This window comes from Gemmobacter aquatilis (assembly GCF_900110025.1).
GTDB lineage: Bacteria > Pseudomonadota > Alphaproteobacteria > Rhodobacterales > Rhodobacteraceae > Gemmobacter > Gemmobacter aquatilis.
On the sequence record NZ_FOCE01000008.1, the window covers coordinates 98593 to 119573 of the forward strand.

Sequence of the window (20981 nt, forward strand, 5' to 3'; positions counted from 1 at the left end):
TGTGTCAGCTCAATTGCGGCGCGAATATGGCAGCAAGGCGGCAAAATTTCCCCTGAAATTGGGCATTAACTTTTGGTTAAGTAGTCGGATATCTGTCGCCAAACGAAGGGCGGAGCGGATAAAATCGTCCTTGGGGGCGTAACTTCCGAGTATGCGCAATGAATTTCTGGCCGACTGAAATCCAAGCGAGTTGCAGATCACAAGCGATCGGAATCGCTTTGCTTTATCTGCACTCTGATCCTTTCCACTGTTAACGGGTGACGGACAATGACCATCAGCTATCCCCGCTTTCAGGCGGATGATGCCCTTGTGCGTGTCACACCGGCGCAGGTCGTGCCCGGGCTGGCGCTGCCCAGCGCAATTGTGGCGGAAAAAAGGAAATCCGGCGCCTATCGCCGTTTTTTCAAGCGGGCGCTGGATGTTGGCGCGATACTTCTGGCGGCGCCAATCGTGGTGCCGGTGGTGGCCGTGCTGGCGGTGGCCGTGTCACGCGATGGCGGGCGGGCGTTCTACACGCAGCAGCGGGTGGGGCAGCAGGGGCGGGCGTTCCGCATGTGGAAGCTGCGCTCGATGGTCAGCGATGCGGATGCGCGGATGGCGGATTATCTTGCCGCCAATCCCGCCGCGCGGGCGGAATGGGACAGTACCCAGAAGCTGAAGAATGACCCGCGCGTCACGGCGTTCGGTCGGTTCCTGCGGCGCACCTCGCTGGACGAGCTGCCGCAGCTGTGGAACGTGCTGATCGGCGACATGAGCCTGGTGGGGCCGCGCCCGATGATGCTGAACCAGCAGGCGCTGTATCCGGGGACGGCCTATTACGCGCTGCGCCCGGGCATCACCGGGCTGTGGCAGACCGCCGGACGCAACCGTACCACCTTTGAATCGCGGGCCGATTTTGATGCAGCCTATGAGGCACAGGTGTCACTGGCCGCAGATATGAAGATCCTGTTTCGCACCGTCGGGGTGGTGATGAACGCGACAGGCTGCTGAACCGGGCGAGACCGAGACCGGCAAGACAAAACCCGCGACGCAGGCCAGGCGTCGCGGGTTTTTCTATGGGGTGCGGAACGCGGTCAGTCTTGCGGCTGTGGTGGTGGGGCGCTGCGGCTTGCCCCCAGCGATTGCCAGAGCCGCTTGAGCAGGCTGTGGCCCGGGCGGCGGCGGGGCAGTTCGGGGATGGTGATCACCGGGCGGATGCCCAGCTGACGTTCCATCTGGGCGGCACTGCGCAGGACCGGGTTCATCAGGTCCAGCGCAAAGGCCGCCACCAGCGCAAGCATCACACTGGCCATCCCGCCCGCCAGCGCGATCTTCTTGCCGCCGCCGCTGGTGGGATAGGCGGGGGCGGTGGCGCGTTCCAGCAGGCTGAAGCGTTCGGAGTGCTGCTCTTCCTCCAGCCGCAGGGCGGTTTCGGCTTCGGCGCGGCGGGCATTGGTCAGGTCGTACTGGCTTTGCAACTGTTGCAGGCGGCGGTCATAGGCGGACAGTGTGCGTTCCACCTCGGGCGCTGCGGATTGCCGCTGGTCCAGCGCGTCGCGCTGGACGGTCAGCGCGTCGATCTGCGATTGCAGCACGCCTTCTTGCGCGGACAGGCTTTCGATCTGGCGCCGGTCGGTTTCGCGCTGACGGGGCTTTGCCTCCAGCGCCTTGCGTTCGGTCTGCAGTGCCAGCAGGTCTTGCTGGGCCTGCCGCAACTCGGTGTCCAGCGCCACCCGCTCGCCGGTATCCGTGCGGCCGAGGGCGGCAAGATTGGCGTTCTTGTAGGCGGTCAGCTCGTCTTCCAGCACCGAGATTTCCTGGGCGAGCCGGGCCTCTTCTTCGGTGAAAAACGCCAGCGTGTCCTTGGCGCGGCTGGTCTGGCGGGCGACCGACAGGTCCAGCACGTTTTGGGCCAGGTCATTGGCCACGCGCGCCGCCTGTTCGGCATTTTCAAACCGGGCAAAGATCACCAGCGCCGAAACCGAGCTTGCCGTGCCATACCCCGCCCCGGCCGCAGCGGCGACGCTTTCAAAGCGCACCGACTGGCGCAGGGCCCAGATCTTCTGGTCGTCGGTCAGCCCGGGGGCATCGGCGAACAAGCCCTGCCGGTCGATCAGCGCCAACAGGCTTTCGCGCGTGGTCAGCCGCTGTTCGATCGCCTGCAGCAGCCGCGCGGACTGCGCCCCGGAATTGGGGCCGGCATCCAGCACCACCGGCCCTTCAACCTGGATCACGGCGGCGGTTTCATAGACCTTGGGCCGCGAAATCGCCACCATGACCGAGGCGATGCAGCCCAGCAGCACGATCACGCCGATCAGCAGCATCCGCCGCCGCAGCAGGTTCAGAAGGTCGCTCAGGTTCTGGACGGGGCCCATCGGGTCAGGTCTTTCTGTAACGGTAGCGGCGTGCCACCGGATCATGCGCGCGGTTCAGCACGACACCCAGCAGCGGCACGCGGTCTTCGAACAGGCGTTCGCAGGCGCGGATGTCGTCGGCGGTGGTGCGGGTGGCATCGGCGACCAGCAGCACGGCATCGACGCGCGGCAGCATCGAGATCACATCGTCATTGCCCAAGGCATGCGGCAGATCCATCAGGATCACCGCCGGGTCCAGATCGGTTTGCAGGCGGCGCAGGGTTTCGTCGAGCCTTGGGTTCAGCAGGGTTTCGGCGGCATCCGCGCAGGGCTCACCGTTCAGGGCAAGGGCGAGGTTCGGGCCGAAGCGGCGCAGATGGGTTTCCATCAGCTCGCCCCCGGTGAGGTAGTCGCGCAGCGATCCGGCCTCGATCCCCAGCGTGTCGGCAAGATCGGGGTGGCGCAGTTCCAGGTCGATCAGCACGGAGCGGCAACTGGGCAGGCGGGCCAGCGCGAAGGCGAGGTTGGCCGCGACAAGGCTTTTGCCGCAACCATGGGTGGGCGAGGTGATGGCGATGCGGCGCCAGCCCCGTTCGGCCATGGCCTGCAGCATCCGGGTGCGCAGGATGTCGAATTGCGCGGTAACGGCGTTTTGTGCCGCATTCAGGAACAGACCGTTTCCGGCGAGGTTTTCGCGGTTCAGCATCACCCGGCCCAGCGATTCCCATGCCCGGTCGGGGTTGGGGGTCAGCAGGGCGGGGGCCGAGAAGGGCGTGATGGTGGCCGGGGGGCCGATGATACGCTTGGGCGTTTCGGCGCGCGGATGGAACAGCCAGACCCCGTTCTGGCGGTTGGCGTTCGGGTCGCCCAGTCGTTCTTTGAATTCGTCATCAGACAGCATGGGAGACCCCATATCTTCGCTTTCGGAGGACTCGGGCACCAACATCGTGTGTCGCGTCATCTGCAAGACAGGCTCCAGAAACGGTGCGGCAGCGCCGCAGGGGTCACATAAACGCCTGCCCTGCGGCAAGCCACTATCGGGATCTGATCTGCGCGGCATCGCAGGATGCGCACGGTGTTCAGGATTCGCCCGGCCCCCGCCCAGCCTTTTCCAACTAACAGATTTCGCATGAAAATGGAAGGGCGGGGGGAGTGGTTGCGGCGTGACAAGGCCGCTAGGATGAGGGCGAATCCGGGGCAGGAGGGGCGTGTGACCGAAGCGGCGAACGGGCGGATCGACGCGGTGGTCATCGGCCGCAACGAAGGGGCGCGGTTGCTGGTCTGCATCGCGTCGTTGCGGGGGCAGGTGCGGCGCGTGGTTTATGTCGATAGCGGTTCGACCGATGGCAGTGTGGCGGCGGCGGCGGCGCTGGGGGCCGAGGTGGTGGCGCTGGATCTGGCGGTGCCGTTCACCGCAGCGCGGGCGCGCAATGCCGGGCTGGACCGGCTGGCCACCGATCCACCCGATCTGGTGCAACTGGTGGATGGCGATTGCGAGGTGCAACCGGCATGGGTGGCCGAGGCGGCGGGATTTCTGGCAGCACATCCCGAGGTGGTGGTGGTCTGCGGGCGGCGGCGCGAGCGCTATCCCGAAGCCTCGGTCTATAACCGGCTGTGTGATCGGGAATGGGATACGCCGGTGGGCGCGGCAGCGGCCTGTGGCGGCGATGCGCTGATGCGCTATGCCGCCGTGCGGGCGGTGGGCGGCTATGACCCGACGCTGATCGCGGGCGAGGAGCCGGATCTCTGTCTGCGGCTGCGGCGCGCGGGGGGCAAGATCTGGCGGCTGGAGGCCGAGATGACGCTGCACGATGCCGCCATGCGGCGCTTTGGCCAGTGGTGGCAGCGCACGCGGCGGGCGGGCCATGCCTTTGCCGAGGGGGCGCATCGCCATGGCGCGGGGCCAGAGCGGCATTGGGTGCGGGAAACCCGGCGGGCGCTGCTCTGGGGGGCGGGGGTGCCACTGGCGGCGCTGATTGCCGGGGCGGTGCATCCGGCGGGGCTGGGGCTGCTGCTGGTCTGGCCCGCGCAGGTGCTGCGGCTGGCACCGCGTCTGGGGCTGGAGGCGGCGTTCTTTACCGTGCTGGGCAAGCTGCCCGAGGCGCAGGGGGGGATCGGCTATCATCTGGCGCGGCTGCGCGGGCAGCGGCGCGGCTTGATCGAATACAAGTGATCTGATGCCGCCGGGATCAGCCGCGTTGCGCCAGGGCGCGCAGCGCCTCGCCCGGCAGAAGCTTCAGGCAGGCCCAATAGCGCGGCACCAGACGGCGCGGGCTGGACAGCATCCGCCAGACCCATTCCATCGCGATGCGCTGCACCCAGTCCGGCGCGCGGTTCTGCGTGCCGGCCAGAAAATCCAAGCCCGCCCCGATCGAGGCAAAGCCGACATGCGGGGCAAGGTGGCGGCCGCGCGCGGCAAAGATTTCCTGCTTGGGGGCGCCCAGCGCGATCAGGCAGAGGCCGATGTCCGACGCCTCCATCAGCCGCAGAAAACGCGCGGCTTCTTCCCCTTCGGGGTCGAAGCCCATGGGCGGGGCGATCTGCAGCGCGATGTCCAGCCCCGGCAAGCGGCTGCGCAGCCGTTCTGCCGCCCCTTCCAGCGCCGCTTCGGTGGCGCCGAACAGGGCGACCCTGACCCCGGCCTGCGCCGCCAGCCGCGCCAGCGGCAGCACCATTTCAGATCCGGGCACAAGGCCCACCGGCTGTCCGGCCAGACGCGACAGCCAGACGATGGGATTGCCATCCGCCACCACCAGATCCTGCGCCGCATAGGCGCGCAGGAAGGTAGGGCTGGAATGTAGCTTTACCAGATGGTCCAGATTGATCGTGGCCAGTGCGAAGCCCTGCCGATCTTGCAGCCGTACCCGCACCTCGGCCAGCAGGGCGGCGGCATGGGGCACGTTGACGGAAATCGTCGTGTCGTGAAAACGGAACTGCACGGCGGACACCTTACTGTTTAAGGCCTGCTGCGTAACACGAATTGCCGGGCAAATCAGCAAGCGCCGCCGTTTCACCCGTGACGGCGCGGTGGACACTCTGTTTCCAATCGGCGGGGTGGGTCAAGCGCAGATCGCGTTGGCCGACTCGGGCCCAAGGCGTTAGCGGTGGGGCATGTCAGCGCAGGCCCGTCAGCATCGCCAGTCCATCGACCTTGCGCGCACGCTGGCGGCGTTCGGGGTGGTGGCGGTGCATATCCATGCTTCGGTCAATGATTGGTTCGGGCATGTCGCGCTGGCGCTGTTTCTGGTGCTGTCGGCCTTTCTGACGGCGCGCGCGGCAGATCGCAATGGCGGGCGGCCCGACTGGCCGGTGCGGGTGCGGCGCATCCTGCTGCCCTGGGTGTTCTGGTCGGCCGCTTATTGGCTGCTCAACGCCCTCACCGCCGAAGGGGCGAGCCTCGACGTGTTGCCGCGCGAGCCGCTGTCGTTGCTGGTCGGGGCGTCGATCCATCTGTGGTTTCTGCCTTTTGTGCTGCTGGCGGGGTTGGTGGTGCGGCCCGTGCTGGCCTTTACCCGGACGGTGCCGCGTCTGGCGCTGGCCGCGCTGGGGCTGGGGCTGGTGGGGGTGCCGCTGTTCTGGGTGCATACGGTTTTTCCCTTTGCGCCGGAGCCGCTGCCGCAATGGGCCTATGCCGTGCCGCCCTTCCTGTGCGGCGTGTTGCTGGTGCCCGCCCACCGGATGCAGCGGATTGTGTTGCCGCTGGCCGCACTGGGGGGGCTGAACCTCGTGGCGCTGGTGATGTCGCATGGGGCACCCTGGGCCTGGACGACCCTTGCCGGGGCGCTGGCCTTCGAGACATTCTGGAACCTGCCGGTGGAACATCCGGTGTTGCCGGTGCTGGGCCGATCCTGTTTCGGGGTCTATCTGCTGCACCCGTTCTTCATGCTGGTGGGCTACAAGCTGTTCGGGACCGGGGTGCCATGGCCGCTGTTTTCGCTGCTGGTCTTTGCGCTTTCGGCCTTGACGGCCTTGGGGTTGCAGCGCCTGCCACTGATCCGGGCCGTGGTCTGACAGGGGCGTGTGTGTTATGACTATGATCGCGCGTGCCGCGCAAGGAGTGTCCCGCTGATCTCTGCCAACCCCCTCGCATGGTTCATGCTGGCGATCTGGCCGGTGGTCGTGATCGTGCTGTTTCAGCGCCTGCCGCCGGACAGGGCGCTGATCTGGACCATTCTGGGCGCCTATCTGGTGCTGCCGCCGGTCATCGCGCTGAATTTGCCGGTCGTTCCGGATCTGGGCAAGAATTCCATCCCGGCCTTGATGGCGCTGGCGATGGTGCTGTTTGCGCGGCACGAGAAGATCTCGTTCCTGCCGGACAGCGCGGTGGGCCGGGCGCTGATCGCGGTATTCGTGCTGTCGCCCTTTGCCACGGTGCTGACCAATGGCGAAGCGGTGCAGGCGGGGCCGACGCAGCTTCAGGGCATGGCGATCTATGACAGTGTGGCGGCCGTGGCCAATCAGGCGATTGCCGTGCTGCCCTATTTCCTTGCCCGCCGCTATCTGGGCACGGATGAGGCGATGCGCAACATGCTGCGGGCGCTGGTGGCTGGCGGGCTGGCCTATTCGCTGCCGATGCTGATCGAGCTGCGCATGTCGCCGCAGATGAACGTCTGGGTTTACGGCTTCATGCAGCATGATTTCACGCAGACGATCCGCTTTGGTGGCTACCGTCCGATGGTGTTTCTGCCGCACGGGTTGTGGCTGGCGTTTTTCGTGCTGATGACCTCGGTTTCCGCGCTGCTGCTGTTGCGCGAGGCGCCGGTGCAGGAGCGGGGGAAGCGGCTGATGATCTGGCTGTACCTGACGGCGATGCTGGTGCTGGCCAAAAGCGCCGGGCCGCTGGTGTACGGGGTCGGGTTGTCACTGCTGATCCTGCTGGCGCCGCGCCGGATGCAGGTGCTGGTGGCGGCGGTGCTGGCGGTGATGGTCATCACCTATCCGCTGCTGCGCGGGCTGCATCTGGTGCCGCTGGATGCGATCCTGAACCTTGCCGGAAGCGCCTCGGCGGAACGGGCGGATTCGCTGCAGTTCCGCATCGAGAACGAAGAGGCGCTGCTGGCCCATGCAAGCCTGAAGCCCTGGTTCGGCTGGGGCGGCTATGGGCGCAATCTGCTGTATGATCCGGTGACGGGCGAGATGGCCTCGGTGTCGGATGGCGGCTGGATCATCGTGCTGGGGATCTATGGCTGGCTAGGCTATATCGTGCAGTTTGGCCTGCTGATCCTGCCGCTGCTGCTGCTGGCAGGGCAGGCGATGCGGCGCGGGGTGACGGTTGCGGCGCCGGTGGCGGGGGTGGCGTTGCTGCTGGCGGCCAATCTGGTGGATCTGTTGCCCAATGCGACGCTGATCCCCTTCACCTGGCTGATGGCCGGGGCGGTGCTGGGGCGGGCCGAGGCAATGGCGCGCGAACGGGCCGGCACGAGCCGGACTGCGAGGTCTGGTATTCCCCGAACGCGGACGATTCTATGAGGGAGGCCTCTGCGACGGCTGCCCGTCGCAAGGTGGTTTGGCCGTGTTTTCGCAACAATTCTGCCGCCGCCGAAGCGGGCGTGCAGGCCGCTGCGGCTGCGGGTGCAGGGGCGGGGCTGGCGGCGTGGCAGGGGTGGGGCGCCTTGGGAGGCACTGTTCCAGCGCCGGGCCGCGAAACGGGGCAGGATGGGCACATGGGGCCTGATCACACGGCGAGAATCGTCCGTTTCCAACCCGCCGGGAGCCGCCGAGACCGGCAGGTGTGGCCCCCGCGATTGTGGAGCAGGGCGCATGAATGAGAGCCGCGCCAAGGGCCATATGGGCATTGCGGAGGCAGGTTTTCACGGTTCCGCCTGTAAACCGGCCTGAAATGCGGCGGCATTGTGGCGACATTGCGGCATTGTTCCCGATGTGGCGACGCTGCCGGAGCGCGCTTTCGCCCGCTATCGCCAAGTCTATGTTTACGATAGGTTAAGTAGATGTGGTGTGGCACGCATCCGCTCCGTTGCCGGGGGGCTCTGGCGGGGGGAATGGCGTTGCGTGAGGTGAGGACAACGAGTGACCATGGCTGATCAGACCCTGTTGTCGGACCCCGTGTCCGAGACCGATATTGCCATTGTCGGCATGGCGGCGCATCTACCCGGAGCCCCTTCGATTGTTGACTATTGGGAAAACCTGCGCGCCGGGATCGAAAGCATCCGCCACCTGACCGAGGCGGAACTGCTGGCCAATGGCGAAAGCCCCGCGAAGATGCGGCACCCCAATTATGTGCCCGCCGCGGCCCCGCTGGACAAGTTTGCCGAGTTCGATGCGGAGTTCTTCGGTTTCAGCCCGAAAGAGGCGGCGATCCTTGACCCGCAGCACCGCCAGTTTCTGGAGGTGGCTTGGGAGGCGCTGGAGAACGCGGCACATGTGCCCGAACGCTTCAACGGGTCCATCGGGGTTTATGCCGGCTGCGGCATGGGCAGCTATTTCTATTTCAACCTGTGTTCCAACCCCGATCTGGTGGAAAACACCGGCATGTTCTTGCTGCGGCACACCGGCAACGACAAGGATTTCCTGTCCACCCGGGTAAGCCATATCTTCGACCTCAAGGGGCCGAGCATCAATATCCAGACCGCCTGTTCCACATCATTGGTGGCGGTGCATTTCGCGTCGCAGGCGCTGCTGAACGGCGAATGTGATATGGCGCTGGCGGGCGGGGTGACCATCGAGTTGCCGCAGGGCCGGGGCTATGTGTTCAACGAGGGCGAGATCCTGTCGCCCGACGGGCATTGCCATGCCTTCGATCACCGCGCGCAGGGCACGGTGTTCGGGTCTGGCGCGGGCTGTGTGGTGCTGCGCCGCGCGGTGGATGCGATCCGCGACGGCGATCACATCTGGGCGATCATCAAGGGCAGCGCCATCAACAATGACGGCGCGGCGAAGGCGGGCTATCTGGCGCCTTCGGTCGATGGGCAGGCGCGCTGCATCGCCGAGGCGCAGGCAATTGCCGGGGTGCCTTCGGACACGGTGGATTATGTGGAATGTCACGGCACCGGCACCTTTCTGGGCGACCCGATCGAGGTGGCGGCGCTGACCGCAGGCTTCCGCGAAAGCGCCGACAGCGTGGGGACATGCAGGATCGGTTCGGTGAAAACCAATATCGGGCATCTGGATACGGCGGCGGGGGTGGCGAGCCTGATCAAGGTGGCGCTGCAACTGCATCACCGGGAAATGGCGCCCTCGCTGGGATACGAGGCGCCGAACCCGGCGATTGATTTTGAAACCTCGCCCTTCAAGGTGAATGACCGGCTGACTGCGTGGGAGGCGAAGGCCCACCCGCGCCGCGCCGGGGTGAACAGTCTCGGCGTCGGGGGCACAAATGCACACGCCGTACTGCAGGAGGCGCCCGTTCGCGGCGCCTCCGACGAAAGTGACTGGCCGTTTCAGCCGCTGGTGATTTCGGCCAGATCGAAAGGCGCGCTGGACGATGCGGCGCGCAATCTTGCGGCGCATCTGCGGGCGCATCCGGAACAGAAGCTGGCCGATGTGGCCTGGACGCTGAAAGAGGGCCGCCGGGCGTTTGAAAAGCGCCGGGTGCTGGTGGCCGGCAGTCCCGACGAGGCGGCGGACCTGCTGGAGGGCAAGGACGCGCGGCGCGTGTTCAGCCATGACCATCTGGGCGACAACCCCGAGGTGGTGTTCATGTTCCCCGGTGGCGGCGCGCAATATGCGGGCATGGCGCGCGGGCTGTATGACACCGAGCCGGAGTTCCGCGACTGGATGGACAAGGGTCTGGCGATCCTGCAGCCCAAGCTGGATTACGACATCCGCGCGCTGTGGCTGCCCGAACCGGGGCAAGAGGCGGCGGCGGATGCCCGGTTGAAGCGGCCTTCGGTGCAACTGCCGCTGATCCTGATCACCGAATATGCGCTGGCGAAGCTGTATCAAAGCTGGGGCGTGACGCCTGCGGCGCTGATCGGGCACAGCATGGGGGAAAATACCGCTGCCTGTCTGGCCGGGGTGATGAGCTTTGAGGATTGCATCGGGCTGGTGCATCTGCGCGGGCAATTGTTCGATACCGTGCCGCCGGGCGGGATGCTGTCTGTGCCGCTGGCCGAGGCCGATCTGCGCCCGCGCCTGACCGGCGATCTGGATATGGCCAGCGTGAACGCGCCGGGGCTGTGTGTGGTGTCCGGTTCCGATGCGGCACTGGCGGCGCTGGCGGCAGGGTTGGCGGCGGAAGGGGTGGAGACGCAGCGCATCGCCATCGACATCGCGGCGCATAGCCGGATGCTGGAGCCTATCCTGGGGCGGTTTGGCGAATATCTGCGCGCGATCCGGCTGCACGCGCCGCAGATCCCGATCATTTCCAACCGCACGGGGTTGCCGCTGTCGGCTGATCTGGCGCGCAGCCCGGAATATTGGGTGCAGCATCTGCGCAATACCGTGCTGTTCCAGCAGGGGCTGGCGCAACTGACCGCAACGCCGGGGCGTGTCTACATGGAAATGGGGCCGGGGCGGGCGCTGTCCTCGCTGGCGCAGGCCAATGGGGTTGCGGCGGGGCAGGTAATCCCGGCGCTGCGCCACCCGGAACAGAAGATCTCCGATGACCAATGGCATATCGCCAGCATCGCCCGGCTTTGGGCTTGCGGTGTGGCGGTGGATTGGGAGCCGATCTGGGGCGGCGCGCGGCGCTTGCGGCTGCCGCTGCCGGGCTATGCCTTCCAGCGCAAACCCTATTTCATCGAACCGGGCAAGGCTGGGGTGGTGGAGGCCGAGGCGCTGCCGATGCGCCTTGCCGATGTGGCAGACTGGGGCTGGCAGCCGGTCTGGCGCCAGCACGCGGCGGCGGTGGAGTTTGATGAACCCGCCGAGGCGCCAAAGCATAGCTGGCTGGTGTTCGTTGATGAGGCGGGGCTGGGCGCGCAGGTCGTGGCGCAGTTGCGTGCGGCAGGGCAATCGGTGGTCACGGTGCGGGCGGGCGATGCCTATGCGCGCGATGGTGAAGGCGGGTTCATCCTGAACCCCGAACGCGGGCGCGAGGGCTATGACGCGTTGATCCGCGATCTGGTGGCGGCGGGCCGCGCGCCGGACCGGATCGCGCATTTCTGGCTGGTGACGGCGCGCGAAAGCTTCCGCCCGGGGTCCAGCTTCTTTCACCGCAATATCGAGCAGGGCTTTTATGCGCTGATGTTCCTGGGCCAGGCGATGGCCGAGGAAAACCTGCCCCGGCCGATCCATCTGTCGGTGGTGACGACGGGGGCGGCGCAGCTGAAGGACGAGGGTCTGCCCTACCCGGAAAAGGCCGCGATTGCCGGGCCGGCCAAGGTGATGCCGCATGAGCTGCCGGGGGTGAGTTGCGCCACGCTGGACGTGCAGCTTCCCGCCGCGCCGAAGGGGCGCTGGGCCAAGGCCGACCCGCAGGCGATGGCGGTGCTGGCCGGGCAGGTGGTGGAGGATCTGCTGGCCGCGCCCTCCAGCCACGCGGCGCTGCGCCGGGGCGAAAAACGCTATGAACGGGCGTTGAAGCGGCTGGCGCTGCCCGAGGCGGCGATGGGCCTGCCGGAGGGTGCGCCGGTGCTGATCACCGGCGGGTTTGGTGGCATCGGGCTGACGCTGGCCGAAAAGCTGGCGGTGGAGGCGCGGGCCAAGATCGTGCTGATCGCCCGCAGCGCCCTGCCCGCGCGGGCGGATTGGCCGCAGCATCTGGCGCAGGGCGATGCGGTGGCACGGCGGATTCTGGCGGTGCAGCGGCTGGAAAGTCTGGGCGCCGAGGTGCTGGTGGCGCGGGCCGACGTGTGCAACGCCGAAGAGATGCGCGCGGCGGTGGCCGAGGCCGAGGGGCGGTTTGGCCCGCTGCGCGCGGTGATCCATGCGGCGGGCGTGGTGGATGACGCGCCGCTGCTGGCCAAGACCCCGGCGCAGGTGGAAGGCGTCTTTGCGCCGAAACTGCACGGCACGCATGTGCTGGATGCGCTTTTCCCCGATGGGCGCCTTGATCTGCTGGTGCTGTTTTCCTCCACCTCGACCGTCACGGGGCCGGTGGGGCAGGTGGATTATGTGGCGGCGAATGAATACCTCAACGCCTATGCGCAGGGGCGGCGGGGCGGCAAGACGCGGGTTCTGGCGCTGAACTGGGGCATCTGGGCCGATGTCGGCATGGCGGCCGAGGCACTGGCCGAACGCACCGGCGCCAGACCGCTGGCGCCGCGCGTGCCGGTGAAGCGCCCGCTGCTGGACGAGGCCGGGTATGACCGGGCGGGCAACCGCATCTTCGCCACGCGGCTGACGACCGAGCGCTGGATATTGGACGGGCACCGCACCAAGGGTGGCACGGCGCTGATCCCCGGCACCGGCTATCTGGAGATGGCCGCCGAGGTGGCGCGGGAAGAGGGCTTTGGTGCCTTCGAGTTGCGCGACCTGACCTTCTTCCGCGCGCTGGACGTGGCCGATGGCGCCAGCCGCGAGATGCGGGTCAAACTGCTGCGGTCCGATGAGGGCTTTGGCTTCGAGGTGCGGTCTGGCGTGGACCATCGCGGGCGCACCGGCTTTGCGCTGAATGCGCAGGGGCGGCTGATGCCGTTGCGCGCCAAGCCGGGGCAGATTGATCCGGCGGCGATTGCGGCGCGCTGTGGCGTGGCGCGCGAGGATATTCGCGGCTTGCGCTCGCCGCAGGAGGAGCATCTGAACTTCGGGCCGCGCTGGCGGGTGCTGCACCGGATGGCGCTGGGGCAGGGCGAGGGCATCGCCTCGCTGACCCTGCCGCTGGCGGCGCAGCCCGATCTGGCGCAGGGCTGGCTGCTGCATCCGGCGCTGATGGATCTGGCGACGGGTTGGGCGATGGAGCTGATTTCCGGCTATCAGCCGACGCATCTGTGGGTGCCGGTCAGCTATGCCCGGTTGCGCGCCCATGCGCCGCTGCCGGCGCGGGTGATCAGTTGGGTGCGCAATGCGGCGGTGAACCGGGGCGAAGGGCCGGTGGCGGTGTTCGACGTGACGCTGGCCACCGAGACCGGCGAAGTGCTGGTGGAGATTGAAGGCTTCACGATCCGCAAGCTGGAGGGGGCCTTTGCGACGAAAGCGCCCGAGTTGCGCGATCTGGAATTTGACGATGCGCAGGCGCAGAAAGCCGCCTCGCCGCAAGAGGAACGGCTGATCCACAACCTTGGCCAAGGCATCCGCGCCGCCGAGGGGGCCGATGCCTTTGCCCGCGCGCTGGCCACCGGGCAGGCGCAGGTGATCGTGTCGTCGCTGGATCTGCCGGCGCTGGTCCGTCAGGCCGATGCGGTGGAGGCCGAGCGGCCCGAGGGGCAAAGTTTCGCGCGTCCCGATCTCGACAGCGCCTATATCGAGCCGCGCAATGACATCGAACGCACGCTGACCGGCTTCTGGCAGGAACTGCTGGGGGTGGGGCAGGTCGGGGTGGAGGATGACTTCTTCGCGCTGGGCGGCCATAGCCTGATCGCGGTGCGGCTGTTTTCCATGGTGCGCAAGGCGTTCCGGGTGGATTTCCCGATCTCGGTCCTGTTCGAAGCACCGACGATTGCCGCCTGTGCGGCGTTGATCGAGGAACGCATCGGGCCGCAGGATGGCACTGCGCCGAAGGCAGAGGCCCCAACGCGCCGCTTCACCCATCTGGTGGCTATGCACGAAGGGGCAGGGGGGCCGAAGCAGCCGTTCTTCCTTGTGGCGGGCATGTTCGGCAATGTGCTGAACCTGCGGCATCTGGCGCAGCTTCTGGGCGGGGACCGGCCGTTCTACGGGATGCAGGCACGCGGGCTTTACGGCGATGCCGAACCGCACCGCACCTTGCCCGAGGCCGCGCGCGATTACATCGCCGAGTTGCGGCAGGTGCAGCCGCAGGGGCCCTATCTGCTGGGCGGTTTTTCGGGCGGCGGGTTGACCGCCTGGGAAATGGCGCGGCAGTTGGAGGCGGCGGGGGAACAGGTTTCGCTGCTGGTGCTGCTGGATACGCCCTTGCCGATGCGCCCGCCGCTGTCGCGTCTGGACAAGGCGCTGATCAAGGCGGCCGAGATGAAGGCGCGCGGGCCGGGCTTCGTGGCCGATTGGGCCAGGCGCCGCGTGGCATGGGAGATCGAGAAGCGCCGCCCGAAACAGGCGACCGACACCGCGCATCAGTTCCACAATACCGAGATCGAGGCCGCGTTCCGCGCCGCTTTGCCGATCTATGCCTTGCCGCTGCGCAAGGGGCCGACGGCGCTGTTCCGCCCGCCGCTGGATCGGCGCTGGGCGGTGTCGAACGGGCAATGGGTGTCTGCCGCGCGGGAATATGTGTTCCCCGACAATGACCTGACCCGCTTTGCCCCGGCCTTGCAGGTGGTCGAGGTGCCGGGCGACCATGACAGCATGGTGCTGGAGCCGAATGTGCGGGTTCTGGCGGCGCGGTTGCGCGAGGCCATTGCCGGTGCAGAGGAAAAGCCGCCAGCCCCGACGCTGCGCGAGGCGGCGGAGTGATGGCGCAGGTTCTGACCGTCATCCTCAACTGGCGCACCGCGCCGATGACCCTGCAAGCGACCGAGGCGGCGTTGCGGGCGATGCAGGGGATGGCGGGCGCGATCACCATCGTGGACAACGACTCGGGCGATGGCAGTTTCGAGGCGCTGGTCGCCGAGGTTGCGGCGCGCGGTTGGGATCGCGGGGCGGTGCCGGTGCGGGTGCTGCAATCGGGCTGGAACGGCGGTTTTGGCGCGGGCAACAATGTCGGCATCCGTGCCGGATTGCCGGGGGGCGCGCGGCCCGATTACGTCTATATCCTCAATTCCGATGCCTTTCCGGCACCTGGCGCCATTCGTGCGCTGCTGGACCATCTGCAGGCGCATCCCGACACCGGCTTTGCGGGCAGCTATATCCATGGCGAGGATGGGGTGGCCCATCGCACCGCCTTTCGCTTTCCCTCCATCGCGTCGGAACTGGAGGGGGCGGCGCGCACCGGCCCGGTGTCGCGGTTGCTGCGCGCGCATATCGTGGCGCTGCCGATCCCGCAGACCACCACGCGGGTGGATTGGCTGGCGGGTGCCAGCCTGATGATGCGGCAGGATGTGCTGGACCGGATCGGATTGTTTGACGAAACCTTCTTTCTGTATTTCGAGGAAACCGATCTGTGCCTGCGTGCCGCGCGGGCGGGCTTTCCCACCGATTACGTCCGCGAATCGGAGGTGATGCATATCGGTTCGGTGTCCACCGGCATGAAGACATGGCGCCGTATTCCTGCCTTCTGGCTGGACAGCCGCAGCCATTATTTCACCAAGAATTACGGGCATCTCTATGCCGCAGCTGCCACGCTGGCCCATGTGGCCGGGGGAGTCTTGTGGCGGGTGCGGCGTTTCGTCCAGCGGCGGGATCACCTTGATCCACCGCATTTCCTGCGCGATCTGATCGTGCATTCTGTGACGCGGGCGGGGCGGCAACAGCGGGCGGGGGCACCCTCGCCCAAGGATATGGCCCGCCCCGCGGCATAGGGGCATCGCCGCCCTGCCGGGGCGGAAGGAGTGTAGGATGAACCCGTTTTCCTGTTACCTGATCGGCAATGAAAGCCTGACCCGCGAATGTGGCGAGATGCTGCTGGCGCGCGGCCATGCCATCGCGGCGCTGATCACGCGCAACCCGGATGTCCGGGCCTGGGGGCAGGCAAAGGGCCTGAGCGTGCTGGCGCAGGATCGGGGATGGGACGCGGCGCTGCCGGGGCAGGTGGATTGGTTGCTGTCGATCGCCAACCTGTCGCTGGTGCCCGAAGCCGCGCTGGCTTTGGCGCGGCAGGGCGGGGTGAACTTCCATGACGGGCCGTTGCCGCGCCATGCCGGGCTGAATGCGCCGGTCTGGGCCATTCTGGCGCAGGAACCGCAGCATGGCATCACCTGGCACATGATCACCGCAGGGGTGGACGAGGGCGAAATCCTTGATCAGCGGCTGTTCCCGGTGCTGCCGAGTGATACCGCGCTGACGCTGAACACCCGGTGTTTTGAAGCGGCGATTGACAGTTTCCCGGCCTTGATCGAGGCGCTGGCCCTGGGCGCGCCGCACCGCCGGGCACAGGATTTCACGCAACGCACGGTTCATACGCGGGCGGATCGGCCTGCGGCGGCGGGGCGGCTGGATTTCACCCGGACGGCGGCAGAGGTCGCGGCGCTGGTGCGCGCGCTGGATCATGGCACCTATTGGAACCCGCTGACCTGCGCCAAACTGTGGGATGGCGGGCGCTATGTCGTGGTGGGCGGGGCGGAGGTTGTGGCCGGTGCAGGCGTGCCGGGGCAGGTGCTGGCCGCCACAGAAGATGACGTGACGGTGGCTTGCGGCGCGGGGGCGGTGCGGCTGACGCGGCTGACCTGCCAGAAGGGGTTTCCGGTTTCGGGCCTGTCGCTGCCCAACCCGCTGGCCTCGGCCAGCCCGGCAGAGGCTGCGGCGCTGACGGCGGCGCTGGCGCGGGTGGCGCCGCAGGAACCGGCGCAGCGCAAGGCCTTGCTGGCGCTGGACCCGGCAGAGGTTGCGGGCGCTGCGGCGGCCACTGCCCCGGCCTTCTGGCAAAGCGTGCCGGTGGCGCTGCCCTCGCTGGCGCTGGGGGCCTTGGCGGCGGTGCGGCTGTCGGGCAAGCCGGTGGCCGATCTGGCCTTTGGCGCGGCTCATGCGGCCGAAGGCATCCTGTCGGACTGGGTGCCGCTGCGCGTGGCGGCAGAAGGCGCGCTGCCCGAGGCGCTGGCCCGGGTGACGACGGCGCTGGACGCTGCTGCCGCGCATCCGGGGTTTGCGCTGGATCTGCTGGCGCGGGATCGCAAGCTGTTCGGCCTGCAACCGCCCGCCTTCGGGCTGGGCCTTGCGCCGGTGCCCGGCACGGTGGTCACGCTGGCCCCCGATGCGCTGCACTACGATGCCAGCCGGTTGACCGCCGCGCAGGCCGAGGCGATGGCGGCCCGCATCGCCGCCTTTGCCGCAGCGGCGCAGGGGGATGCGCGGGTGGAAACCCTGCCGGTTCTGACGCCCGCGGAACTGGACGAGGTGCTGTATCAGCACAACCGCACCGCCACCCCCTATGACGCCAGCCTGTGCGTGCATCAGGCGTTCGAGGCGCAGGTGGCGCGCAGCCCCGATGCGGTGGCCGTGGTGTTCGAGGGCGAAAGCCTGACCTATGCGCAGCTCAATGCCCGCGCCAACCGGGCGGCGCAGGTGCTGATCGGCATGGGGGTGCGGCCCGGCACGCTGGTCGGCCTGCATCTGCGCCGGTCGCTGAACCTGCTGATCGGGGCGCTGGCGATCCAGAAGGCGGGCGGGGCTTATGTGCCGATGGACCCGGCCTATCCCGCCGACCGCACGGCGCTGTATATCGAAGACAGCGCCTGCCCGGTGATCGTGACGCAGGCGGCGCTGGAACCGGCGCTGCCCGCGCATCAGGCGCAGGTGCTGTGCCTTGATACCGACGGGCGGCTGGGGCTGGCGGATGCGGCGAACCCGGCTTCGGGCGTTACCTCTGCCGATCTGGCCTATATGATCTACACCTCCGGCTCTACCGGGCGGCCCAAGGGGGTGATGGTCGAACATCGCAACGTCGCCAACTTCTTTGCCGGGATGGATGGGCGGATCGACCATGCCTCGGGCTCTGTCTGGCTGGCCGTCACCTCGCTGTCCTTCGACATTTCGGTGCTGGAGCTGTTCTGGACGCTGGCGCGCGGGTTCAAGCTGGTGCTAACCTCGGATGAAAACCGGGCGCTGGTGTCGAATGGCACCATCGCCTCGGCGCAGGGGATGGAGTTTTCGCTGTATTACTGGGGCAATGACGATGGCGTCGGCCCGAAGAAATACGAGTTGCTGCTGAACGGTGCCCGCTTTGCCGATGAGCATGGGTTCTGCGCCGTCTGGACACCGGAACGCCATTTCCACGCCTTTGGCGGCCCCTATCCGAACCCGAGCGTGACCGGCGCGGCGGTGGCGGCGGTGACGAAGAATATCGGCGTGCGGGCCGGGTCTGTCGTGCTGCCGTTGCACCATCCGGCGCGGGTGGCCGAGGATTGGGCGGTGATCGACAACCTGACCAACGGGCGGGCCGGGCTGGCGATTGCCAGCGGCTGGCAGCCCGATGATTTCGTGCTGCGGCCCGAGAATACCCCGCCGAACAACCGCGCCGCGATGTTCGACGGCATCGCCCAGTTGCGCCGCCTGTGGCGGGGCGAGGCGGTGGAGTTTCCGACGAAAACCGGCACATTCGGCGTGGTGACGCAACCGCGCCCGGTGTCGCAGGATCTGCCGATCTGGGTGACCACCGCCGGCAACCCCGCCACATGGCGCGAGGCGGGCGAGATTGGCGCGAATGTGCTGACCCACCTTCTGGGCCAGAGCATTGACGAGGTGGCGGGCAAGATCGCCATCTATCACGACGCGCTGCGCAAGGCGGGGCATGATCCGGCGCAGTTCAAGGTGACGCTGATGCTGCACACCTATGTCTGCCGCGACCGCGAACAGGCCCGGCGCGTGGCGGAAAAGCCGATGAAGGATTACCTCGCCGCCGCCGTGGGGTTGGTGAAGCAGTATGCCTGGGCCTTCCCGGCGTTCAAGAAACCGCAGGGCATTGAAAACCCGATGGATATCGACCTGCGCACCCTGTCGGCGGAAGAAAACGAGGCGATCCTCGATTTCGCCTTCCAGCGGTATTTCGAGGATTCCGGCCTGTTCGGCACGGTGGAAGACGCGCTGGCGCGGGTGGAAAGCCTGAAGCGCATCGGGGTGACCGAAGTCGCCTGCCTGATCGACTATGGTATCGCCCCCGAAGCGGTGATGGAGGGGCTTTATCCGCTGGCCGAGGTGCTGCGCCGCGCCAATGCCGGGGCGGGGCCTGCCGCCGACGATTACTCGATCGCGGCGCAGATCATCCGCCATAAGGTGACGCATCTGCAATGCACGCCCTCGATGGCGCGGATGATCATGCTGAATGACGAGGCGCAGATGGCGCTGGCCGGGGTGAAAACCCTGATGCTGGGCGGCGAGGCGCTGCCGGGGGCCTTTGTCAGCGATCTGCGCCGGGTGACGCAGGCGAAGATCGAAAACATGTATGGGCCGACCGAAACCACGATCTGGTCCACCACGGAAACCGCGCAGGGTGGCGAAGGGGTGGTGAATATCGGCACGCCCATCGCCAACACGCAGCTTTATGTGCTGGACGACCGGCAACAGCCGGTGCCGCCCGGCACGGCGGGCGAGTTGTGGATCGGCGGCGATGGCGTGACGCGCGGCTATTGGCAGCGGCCTGATCTGACGGCGGAACGCTTTCTGCCCGACCCGTTCATCCGCGAAAATGCCTGCGTCTGGGGCGCGCGGATGTATCGGACCGGCGATCTGGTGCGGCTGCGCGCCGATGGCAAGCTCGATTACCTCGGGCGGGCGGATTATCAGGTGAAGCTGCGCGGTTACCGGATCGAGCTGGGCGAGATCGAAAGCACGCTGGAGGCGCAGCCGGGGGTGTCTCAGGCCGTGGTTCTGGCGCGCGAGGATCAGCCGGGCGATCTGCGGCTGGTGGCCTATGTCACCGGCACGGCCAGTGCCGAGACGCTGAAACCCGCGCTGGCGGCGCTGTTGCCCGATCATATGATCCCGGCACATTTTGTGCGGCTGGACAGTTTCCCGCTGACCCCCAACCGCAAGGTGGACCGCAAGGCGCTGCCCGCGCCGCAGGCACAGGTGGAACAGGCCGCCCATGTCGCGCCCGAAGCCGGGTTGGAGGCGCAGATCGCCGCGATCTGGCAAAAGGTGCTGGGCGTGCCCAAGGTGGGGGCGAAGGACAATTTCTTTGCGCTGGGGGGCCATTCGCTGCTGGCGGTGCAGGCGCATCGTGAATTGCGCGACGGGCTGGGGCTGACCAAGCTGTCGATCACCGACATCTTCCGCTTTCCCACGCTGTCGGCGCTGGCCGCGCATCTGGAGGGGGCACCGAAGCCTGCGACGCCTGCGGCGGCCCCGGCCAATACCGCAGCACAGCCGCAAGGGCTGGCTGATCGGGCCGAGGCGCGGGCGGATGCCATGGCGCGGCGGCGTGCCTTGCGCGGTGGCCGGGTGGATGGCTGATCTGACGGCCTTGCAGGCGGCGGCGCGCGGGCTGTTGCCGCCCGGCTGCGGCGTGGGCGTGGCCGATCCGGGGATGCCGCGCCCGGGCTTTCCGGGCGAGGAGATTGCCGCCGTCGCCACGCGTCTGGCCGAGTTTCGCGCCGGGCGTGTGGCGGCACGGCTGGCCATGGCCGAACTGGGCTTGCCGCCAGTGCCGGTGCCGATGCAGCGCGACCGCGCGCCGCTGTGGCCGATGGGGCTGTGCGGCTCGATCAGCCATAGCGGCACGCTCTGCCTTGCGGCGGTGGCGCGGCACCCGTTGCGCGGGTTGGGGTTGGATCTGGAGCCTGCCACGCCGCTGGACGATGACCTGCGCGACATCGTGTTGCGCCCGGAAGAACGCAGTGTGGCGCCCGATCTGGCCAAGCTGATCTTTTGCGCCAAGGAAGCGGCCTACAAGGCGCAATATCCGATCTCGCGCCGCCTGTTCGATTTTCAGGCGCTGGCGGTGCAGATCGAGGGCGGGCAGTTCACCGCCACCTTTGCCGAGGATATTCCGCCCTTCCCGCGCGGCACGCAGTTGCAGGGCCGCCATGCCCAGGTGGACGGGCATTTCCTCTGCACTGTCACGCTCTGACCTTTTCTCGCAAG

General features: G+C 67.5%; 11 protein-coding genes. 8 read left to right on the top strand and 3 right to left on the bottom strand.

All coding sequences use genetic code 11. The features are described from left to right. Positions 1-267 precede the first annotated feature (267 nt). A complete protein-coding gene (locus tag BMX43_RS13915) occupies positions 268-990 on the top strand; it encodes a sugar transferase (protein WP_091302397.1) in 723 nt (240 codons plus the stop codon). A gap of 83 nt (positions 991-1073) precedes the next feature. On the opposite strand, the gene BMX43_RS13920 is transcribed toward BMX43_RS13915, so the two are convergent. Together BMX43_RS13920 and BMX43_RS13925 are read right to left on the bottom strand one after the other, a co-directional pair. Further along, on the bottom strand, positions 1074-2354 hold the full coding sequence (locus tag BMX43_RS13920) for a Wzz/FepE/Etk N-terminal domain-containing protein (protein ID WP_175482118.1): 1281 nt from the start codon (positions 2352-2354) through the stop codon (positions 1074-1076). 4 nt (positions 2355-2358) lie between these two features. Further along, positions 2359-3234 (bottom strand): CpsD/CapB family tyrosine-protein kinase, encoded by an 876-nt coding sequence (locus BMX43_RS13925; RefSeq protein ID WP_139201591.1) that lies wholly within the window; start codon positions 3232-3234, stop codon positions 2359-2361. Between the two features lie 279 nt (positions 3235-3513). On the opposite strand from BMX43_RS13925, the gene BMX43_RS13930 reads away from it, so the two are divergent. Next, complete coding sequence (locus BMX43_RS13930) at positions 3514-4506, top strand: glycosyltransferase family 2 protein (protein ID WP_091302403.1); 993 nt, start codon at positions 3514-3516, stop codon at positions 4504-4506. 16 nt (positions 4507-4522) lie between these two features. Here BMX43_RS13930 and BMX43_RS13935 read toward each other — a convergent pair whose 3' ends face one another. Then, positions 4523-5272: a WecB/TagA/CpsF family glycosyltransferase gene (locus tag BMX43_RS13935; protein ID WP_091302545.1), complete on the bottom strand. Its 750-nt coding sequence runs from the start codon at positions 5270-5272 to the stop codon at positions 4523-4525. Positions 5273-5444: 172 nt separating this feature from the next. On the opposite strand from BMX43_RS13935, the gene BMX43_RS13940 reads away from it, so the two are divergent. The 6 genes from BMX43_RS13940 to BMX43_RS13965 all read left to right on the top strand — a co-directional run bounded on the left by BMX43_RS13940 (position 5445) and on the right by BMX43_RS13965 (position 20967). Further along, positions 5445-6344, top strand: coding sequence for an acyltransferase family protein (locus BMX43_RS13940; RefSeq protein ID WP_091302405.1), 900 nt, complete (start codon positions 5445-5447; stop codon positions 6342-6344). 84 nt (positions 6345-6428) lie between these two features. Continuing rightward, positions 6429-7802, top strand: coding sequence for a hypothetical protein (locus tag BMX43_RS13945; protein WP_091302407.1), 1374 nt, complete (start codon positions 6429-6431; stop codon positions 7800-7802). A gap of 564 nt (positions 7803-8366) precedes the next feature. Next, the gene (locus BMX43_RS13950; protein WP_091302409.1) at positions 8367-14762 is read left to right on the top strand and encodes a type I polyketide synthase; all 6396 of its coding nucleotides are present in this window, start codon (positions 8367-8369) and stop codon (positions 14760-14762) included. Beyond that, positions 14762-15766, top strand: a complete 1005-nt coding sequence (locus BMX43_RS13955) for a glycosyltransferase family 2 protein (RefSeq protein ID WP_091302411.1) — start codon at positions 14762-14764, stop codon at positions 15764-15766. Before BMX43_RS13950 ends, BMX43_RS13955 begins: the two co-directional genes overlap by 1 nt. A 37-nt stretch (positions 15767-15803) precedes the next feature. Further along, on the top strand, positions 15804-20351 hold the full coding sequence (locus BMX43_RS13960; RefSeq protein WP_091302413.1) for a MupA/Atu3671 family FMN-dependent luciferase-like monooxygenase: 4548 nt from the start codon (positions 15804-15806) through the stop codon (positions 20349-20351). Continuing rightward, entirely contained in the window at positions 20344-20967 is a 624-nt protein-coding gene (locus BMX43_RS13965) for a 4'-phosphopantetheinyl transferase family protein (RefSeq protein ID WP_175482119.1), read from the top strand. Before BMX43_RS13960 ends, BMX43_RS13965 begins: the two co-directional genes overlap by 8 nt. The last annotated feature ends 14 nt before the right edge of the window (positions 20968-20981 follow it).

Coding starts and splice junctions, on each gene's coding strand:
- BMX43_RS13915 (WP_091302397.1), top strand. CDS start 268: ATGACCATCAGCTATCCCCGCTTTCAGGCGGATGATGCCCTTGTGCGT.
- BMX43_RS13920 (WP_175482118.1), bottom strand. CDS start 2,354: ATGGGCCCCGTCCAGAACCTGAGCGACCTTCTGAACCTGCTGCGGCGG.
- BMX43_RS13925 (WP_139201591.1), bottom strand. CDS start 3,234: ATGCTGTCTGATGACGAATTCAAAGAACGACTGGGCGACCCGAACGCC.
- BMX43_RS13930 (WP_091302403.1), top strand. CDS start 3,514: ATGAGGGCGAATCCGGGGCAGGAGGGGCGTGTGACCGAAGCGGCGAAC.
- BMX43_RS13940 (WP_091302405.1), top strand. CDS start 5,445: ATGTCAGCGCAGGCCCGTCAGCATCGCCAGTCCATCGACCTTGCGCGC.
- BMX43_RS13945 (WP_091302407.1), top strand. CDS start 6,429: ATGCTGGCGATCTGGCCGGTGGTCGTGATCGTGCTGTTTCAGCGCCTG.
- BMX43_RS13950 (WP_091302409.1), top strand. CDS start 8,367: ATGGCTGATCAGACCCTGTTGTCGGACCCCGTGTCCGAGACCGATATT.
- BMX43_RS13955 (WP_091302411.1), top strand. CDS start 14,762: ATGGCGCAGGTTCTGACCGTCATCCTCAACTGGCGCACCGCGCCGATG.
- BMX43_RS13960 (WP_091302413.1), top strand. CDS start 15,804: ATGAACCCGTTTTCCTGTTACCTGATCGGCAATGAAAGCCTGACCCGC.
- BMX43_RS13965 (WP_175482119.1), top strand. CDS start 20,344: ATGGCTGATCTGACGGCCTTGCAGGCGGCGGCGCGCGGGCTGTTGCCG.